This is a genomic window from Pseudomonas sp. R62, from assembly GCF_000257605.1.
GTDB classification, from domain to species: domain Bacteria; phylum Pseudomonadota; class Gammaproteobacteria; order Pseudomonadales; family Pseudomonadaceae; genus Aquipseudomonas; species Aquipseudomonas atacamensis.
This window is the reverse complement of record NZ_JH635998.1, coordinates 3,325,904-3,331,441: the sequence shown is the minus strand read 5'-3', so window position 1 is coordinate 3,331,441 and position 5,538 is coordinate 3,325,904. Positions and strand designations below refer to the sequence as shown.

The following is a 5,538-nucleotide window of genomic DNA, read 5'->3' as shown; positions in this document are numbered from 1 at the left end:
TACCGGGTGATCGAAATCGATCTCGAAGCTCACCTTGAAGCCTTCGAAAGGGACGAAAGTGGCGCGCTTGTCGCCGTCTTCCACTGTCACTTCACGCAGGATGCGGATGAATTTCTTGGCGGCGTCCTGCTCTTCCAAGCCAGCCGATTGAATCAGGAATACGAAGGGTCCAGCGCTGCCATCCATGATCGGGACTTCGGACGCGGAGAGCTCGACGTAGGCGTTATCGATGCCCAGGCCAGCCATGGCCGAGAGCAAGTGCTCTACCGTGTCCACTTTGACGTCGCCATTGATCAGCGTCGTCGACATAGTGGTTTCACCGACGTTTTCCGCGCGGGCAGGAATCTGCACCACAGGGTCGAGGTCAGCGCGACAAAACACAATGCCAGTGTCGACAGGCGCAGGCTTGAGGGTCAGATAGACCTTCTCACCTGAGTGCAGGCCTACACCTGTGGCACGGATAATATTTTTCAGTGTGCGTTGTTTAATCATGGCTTGGGCCGCTTCAGCGCAAATTGCGAACTGGTATCAACAAAGGCTGGCGATGATAGCAGACCATGCCTTTGCTGAACACCAATCACCTTCATAGCCCTGATACATTCCATCAATCGGCCTGACGACGCAGGAATGCCGGAATGTCCAGGTAATCCAGGTCATCCTGCGGATTCATCTTCGCGGCAGCCGCAGCACCGGCCTGAGCCTGGTTGCGCATGACGGTCGGACGGTCCAGATCACGGTAGTTCACCGCTGGCTGCTCCTGACGGGCCGGAGCCGGTTGTTGCACCTGCGCCGAAGCCATCGAGGTGTGCACGGTGTTGTCGATAACCTTCACAGGCTTCTCGATTTTCGCGCCCAGACCGGTGGCAACCACGGTTACGTGCAGCTCGTCGCGCATGTCCGGATCGATAACGGTACCGACCTTGACCATCGCGTGCTCGGAAGCAAAGGCTTCGATGATCGAACCCACGTCGGAGTACTCACCCAGGGACAGGTCAGGACCGGCGGTGATGTTCACCAGAATGCCGCGCGCGCCTTGCAGGTTGACGTCTTCCAGCAGCGGGTTGCGGATTGCCGCTTCGGTAGCTTCACGTGCACGGTTCGGACCGCTGGCGCAGCCAGTGCCCATCATCGCCATGCCCATTTCGCTCATCACGGTGCGTACGTCGGCGAAGTCGACGTTGATCATGCCCGGACGCTTGATGATGTCGGAGATACCGCGAACGGCACCGGCCAGAACATCGTCAGCCTTGGCGAAAGCCGACAAGAGGCTTGCGTCTTTGCCGAGGATGGTCAGCAGTTTTTCGTTCGGAATGGTGATCAGCGAGTCGACGCTTTCCGAAAGCATGCGAATGCCTTCGTCGGCGATCTGCATACGCTTGCGGCCTTCGAACGGGAACGGACGGGTCACGACCGCAACGGTCAGAATGCCCATTTCCTTGGCCACTTCAGCGATGATCGGCGCTGCACCGGTACCGGTACCGCCGCCCATGCCGGTGGTGATGAACACCATGTTGGTGCCGGCCAGCACTTCAGCGATGCGCTCGCGGTCTTCCAGAGCGGCTTGACGGCCGACCTCAGGATTGGCGCCGGCGCCCAGGCCTTTGGTCACGCCGGTGCCCAGTTGCAGGATGGTCCGCGCGCCGATGTTTTTCAGCGCTTGAGCATCGGTGTTGGCGCAGATGAACTCAACGCCTTCGATGTTGCTCTTGACCATGTGATTGACAGCGTTGCCGCCGCCACCGCCGACACCGATAACTTTGATTACCGGGCTTGCGGGGATGTTGTCTACGAGTTCGAACATTTTCCCTCTCCTTACATTCTCTAGTTTTTTCGCCTACTGCTGTTTGTAGCGGTGTTGCGGTAAAGCTTTTAAAAATTACCCTGAACCCACTTTTTCAGTCGGTCCAGCAGCGGCGCCTGAGGCTCTTCGCTGCTGTAGCTGTCGCGGCTGCCGATGCCGGAGAACGAAACTCCGTCGGACTGCTTCTGCAGGCCGTACATCAACAAACCAACGCCAGTGGAATAAATCGGGTTGCGCACCACGTCATCCAGACCTTTCACGCCATGCGGCACACCGAGGCGCACCGGCATGTGGAAGATCTCTTCGGCCAGTTCAGTGGCGCCTTCCATTTTCGACGTACCACCGGTGAGCACGATGCCCGCCGGGATCAGGTCTTCGTAGCCGCTGCGACGCAGCTCGGCCTGGATCAGGGTGAACAGTTCGTCGTAACGCGGCTCGACCACTTCGGCCAGGGCCTGACGCGACAGTTCGCGCGGTGGACGGTCGCCAACGCTCGGCACCTTGATGGTTTCGCCGGCACCGGCCAGTTTGGCCAGGGCGCAGGCGTAACGGATCTTGATCTCTTCGGCGTACTGGGTCGGAGTGCGCAACGCCATGGCGATGTCGTTGGTCACCTGATCACCGGCAATCGGGATCACCGCGGTGTGGCGGATCGCGCCTTCGGTGAAGATCGCGATGTCGGTGGTGCCGCCGCCGATGTCGACCAGGCACACGCCCAGTTCTTTTTCGTCGTCGGTCAGCACCGAGTAGGCCGAGGCCAGTTGCTCAAGAATGATGTCGTCGATTTCCAGACCGCAGCGACGCACGCATTTTTCAATGTTCTGTGCAGCGTTGACGGCGCAGGTGACCACGTGAACCTTGGCTTCCAGACGCACGCCGGACATACCCAGCGGCTCGCGCACGCCTTCCTGGTTATCGATCACGTAATCCTGCGGCAGGGTGTGCAGCACGCGCTGGTCAGCCGGGATCGCCACGGCCTGGGCGGCGTCGAGCACACGCTCAAGGTCAGCCGAGCTGACTTCGCGATCACGGATCGCAACGATGCCGTGGGAATTCAGGCTGCGGATGTGATTGCCGGCCACGCCGACGAACGCGGAGTGAATGCGGCAGCCGGCCATCAGTTGGGCTTCTTCGATCGCGCGCTGGATCGACTGCACGGTGGATTCGATGTTGACCACCACGCCCTTCTTCAGACCGCGGGACGGATGCGTGCCGATCCCGACGATTTCCAGCTGGCCGTCGTCCGCGACCTCGCCTACCAGCGCCACCACTTTGGAGGTGCCGATATCCAGACCGACGATCATTTTGCCGCTTTGCACGTTTGCCATGGGTCCTGCCTCTTCTTAATTCTTTGCGACAGCGGGTTGGGCTGTCGTCGGCGCTACGGGTTCCCGCCAGCCAACAGCGAGGCCGTTGGCGTAGCGCAGATCGATGCGCGCAATGTTCGTAATCTGCTCTTTCAGCGTCTTGTCATAGATGGCGATGAAGCGGCGCATCTTTTCCACCAGGTTGCCGCGTCCCAGCAGCAACTCGATGCCGGGGCCGGAACTGCCAGCACCGGTGGTCAGGAACCAGCTGCCGCGTTCACGCAATTCCAGGCGTGCAATCGAAAAACCCAGCGGCCGCAGCAGTTGGCTCAGCACCTGATACTGCTGCATCACCTGCTGCTGAGCCCGTTGTGGGCCGAACAGCTGCGGCAGGTGTTCGTAGTTCGCCAGCTCTCTGGGGGTAAATGCCTGACCCTGATTGTTCAGCAGCGACTCGTCGCCCCATCGGGCCACCGGCAATTGCTCTTCGAGGCGGATCACCACCTGGTCCGGCCACACCCGGCGCACTTCGGCATGAGCGATCCATGGCATCTGTTCCAGCTCTTTGCGCATGCCGGCGAGGTCGATGGTGAAGAAGCTCGACGCCACGAACGGCGCGATTCGCTGCTGCACCGCCTGCTGGCTGATGTAACTCAGGTCGCCCTGCACCGCGACCTTGCTGATCGGCCGGTCGGCGTACGGCAGCAGACGCTGCGCGCCTTCGTAGGTGCCAAAGCCCAGCGCCACCAGCAGCACTGGCCAGAACAGGCTTTTCAGAAAGCTGAAATTGGCTTTCGGCAGGCGCGCGGACATCGGCTCTTTCGCCACCATTCGGCTGGCACCCCGCGGCACCGGCTTGCGGCCGGGTGCGGGTGGCTGATGTCTGAGATGAGCGCCTTGCATGGTCTTAACCTCGCGCCTCTGTTGCGCCTGCGTCTTCAACGCTGGCGGCCAGAATGGCCAGAACCAGTTGCTGGAAATCCAGACCGGCAGCCCGCGCCGCCATCGGCACCAGGCTGTGATCGGTCATGCCCGGTGCGGTATTGACTTCGAGGAACCAGAACTGCCCGTCGGCGTCCTGCATCACGTCCGCCCGGCCCCAACCGGCGATACCCAGCGCCTCACAGGCCTTGGCCGTGAGTTCCATGAGTTCCTGTTCCTTGGCCGCGTCGAGCCCGCACGGAATGCGGTACTGGGTATCGTTGGCGATGTACTTGGCGTCGTAGTCGTAGAACGTGTGCGGTGTACCCAGGGCGATAGGAGGCAACACCTGGTCACGCAGGGTGGCGATGGTGAACTCCGGACCTTGAATCCATTGCTCGACCAACACTTGCGAATCGTAGGTACTGGCCGCTTTCCATGCGTCGATCAACTCGGACGCAGAATTCACTTTGGCCATCCCGATACTTGAACCTTCATGCGCCGGTTTGACGATCAAAGGCAGGCCCAGTTCCGTCGCTGCGGAAATACAATCGGCTTCGCTGCACAGTACGGCGTGACGCGGCGTCGGAATCCCGAGACTGTGCCAGACCTGCTTGGTGCGCAGCTTGTCCATCGCCAGTGCCGAGGCGAGGATGCCGCTGCCGGTGTAAGGGATGCCGGCGCACTCGAGCAGGCCCTGCATGCTGCCGTCTTCACCGCCGCGACCGTGGAGAATGATGAACGCGCGGTCGATCTTTTCGCTGAGCAGACGCTGCAGGAAGTCTTCGCCCACATCGATACCGAACGCGTCGACGCCAGCGCTTTGCAGCGCCTCGAGCACGGCGTTGCCGGATTTCAGCGAAACCTCACGCTCGGCACTCAGGCCGCCGAAGAGCACGGCGACGCGGCCGAAGTCTTTCGGCGCGATGGTGGAGAACAGCTTGGCGTAGGCAGCAGTCATTTCAACTTCCCCTCGACCGGCGCCGCCACGGCGCCGGCGAACAATTCACTTTTCAACAGCTTCGGCGCGAGACCGCCGATATCACCAGCGCCCTGGCACAGCAGAATGTCGCCGGCGCGCAGCAGCGGCTTGACCAGCGGTGCCAGGTCAACGCCACGCTCGATGTAGATCGGGTCGAGCTGACCGCGCTGGCGGATGCTGTTGCACAGCTTGCGGCTGTCGGCGCCCGGGATCGGCTCTTCGCCGGCCGGATAGACTTCCATCAGCAACAGCACGTTGGCGTCGGCCAGTACATTGACGAAGTCGTCGTACAGATCACGGGTGCGGCTGTAGCGATGCGGCTGGTAGACCATCACCAGACGACGCTCCGGCCAGCCACCGCGCACGGCTTTGATCACGGCAGCGACTTCGGTCGGGTGGTGCCCGTAGTCGTCGACCAGCATCACGTTGCCGCCGTCCACTGGCAGTTCGCCGTAGACCTGGAAGCGTCGGCCAACGCCCTGGAAGCCCGACAGGCCCTGAACGATGGCTTCATCGCTGACGCCTTC

The 5,538-nt window shown here is 61.4% G+C and carries 6 protein-coding genes; all 6 read right to left on the bottom strand.

Annotated elements, in window-relative coordinates; all coding sequences use genetic code 11:
* Positions 1-492: UDP-3-O-acyl-N-acetylglucosamine deacetylase (gene lpxC / locus OQK_RS31350; RefSeq protein ID WP_038861002.1), on the bottom strand; the 492-nt coding region annotated here is incomplete at its 3' end.
* Between the two features lie 112 nt (positions 493-604).
* The gene (ftsZ, locus tag OQK_RS16080) at positions 605-1,801 is read right to left on the bottom strand and encodes a cell division protein FtsZ (protein WP_016773283.1); all 1,197 of its coding nucleotides are present in this window, start codon (positions 1,799-1,801) and stop codon (positions 605-607) included.
* Positions 1,802-1,869: 68 nt separating this feature from the next.
* Positions 1,870-3,129, bottom strand: coding sequence for a cell division protein FtsA (gene ftsA, locus OQK_RS16075; RefSeq protein WP_016773282.1), 1,260 nt, complete (start codon positions 3,127-3,129; stop codon positions 1,870-1,872).
* Positions 3,130-3,144: 15 nt separating this feature from the next.
* Positions 3,145-4,011: a cell division protein FtsQ/DivIB gene (locus tag OQK_RS16070; protein WP_016773281.1), complete on the bottom strand. Its 867-nt coding sequence runs from the start codon at positions 4,009-4,011 to the stop codon at positions 3,145-3,147.
* Positions 4,012-4,015: 4 nt separating this feature from the next.
* Positions 4,016-4,990 carry a D-alanine--D-alanine ligase gene (locus OQK_RS16065; RefSeq protein ID WP_016773280.1) on the bottom strand — a complete coding sequence of 325 codons (975 nt, stop codon included), beginning with the start codon at positions 4,988-4,990 and terminating at the stop codon, positions 4,016-4,018.
* The coding region (locus tag OQK_RS16060) for a glutamate ligase domain-containing protein (RefSeq protein WP_016773279.1) at positions 4,987-5,538 on the bottom strand (552 nt) is incomplete at its 5' end. The genes OQK_RS16065 and OQK_RS16060, both read right to left, overlap by 4 nt.

Excerpts from the sequence above, each read along its gene's own strand:
- ftsZ (WP_016773283.1), bottom strand. The coding sequence starts at position 1,801 with ATGTTCGAACTCGTAGACAACATCCCCGCAAGCCCGGTAATCAAAGTT.
- ftsA (WP_016773282.1), bottom strand. The coding sequence starts at position 3,129 with ATGGCAAACGTGCAAAGCGGCAAAATGATCGTCGGTCTGGATATCGGC.
- OQK_RS16070 (WP_016773281.1), bottom strand. The coding sequence starts at position 4,011 with ATGCAAGGCGCTCATCTCAGACATCAGCCACCCGCACCCGGCCGCAAG.
- OQK_RS16065 (WP_016773280.1), bottom strand. The coding sequence starts at position 4,990 with ATGACTGCTGCCTACGCCAAGCTGTTCTCCACCATCGCGCCGAAAGAC.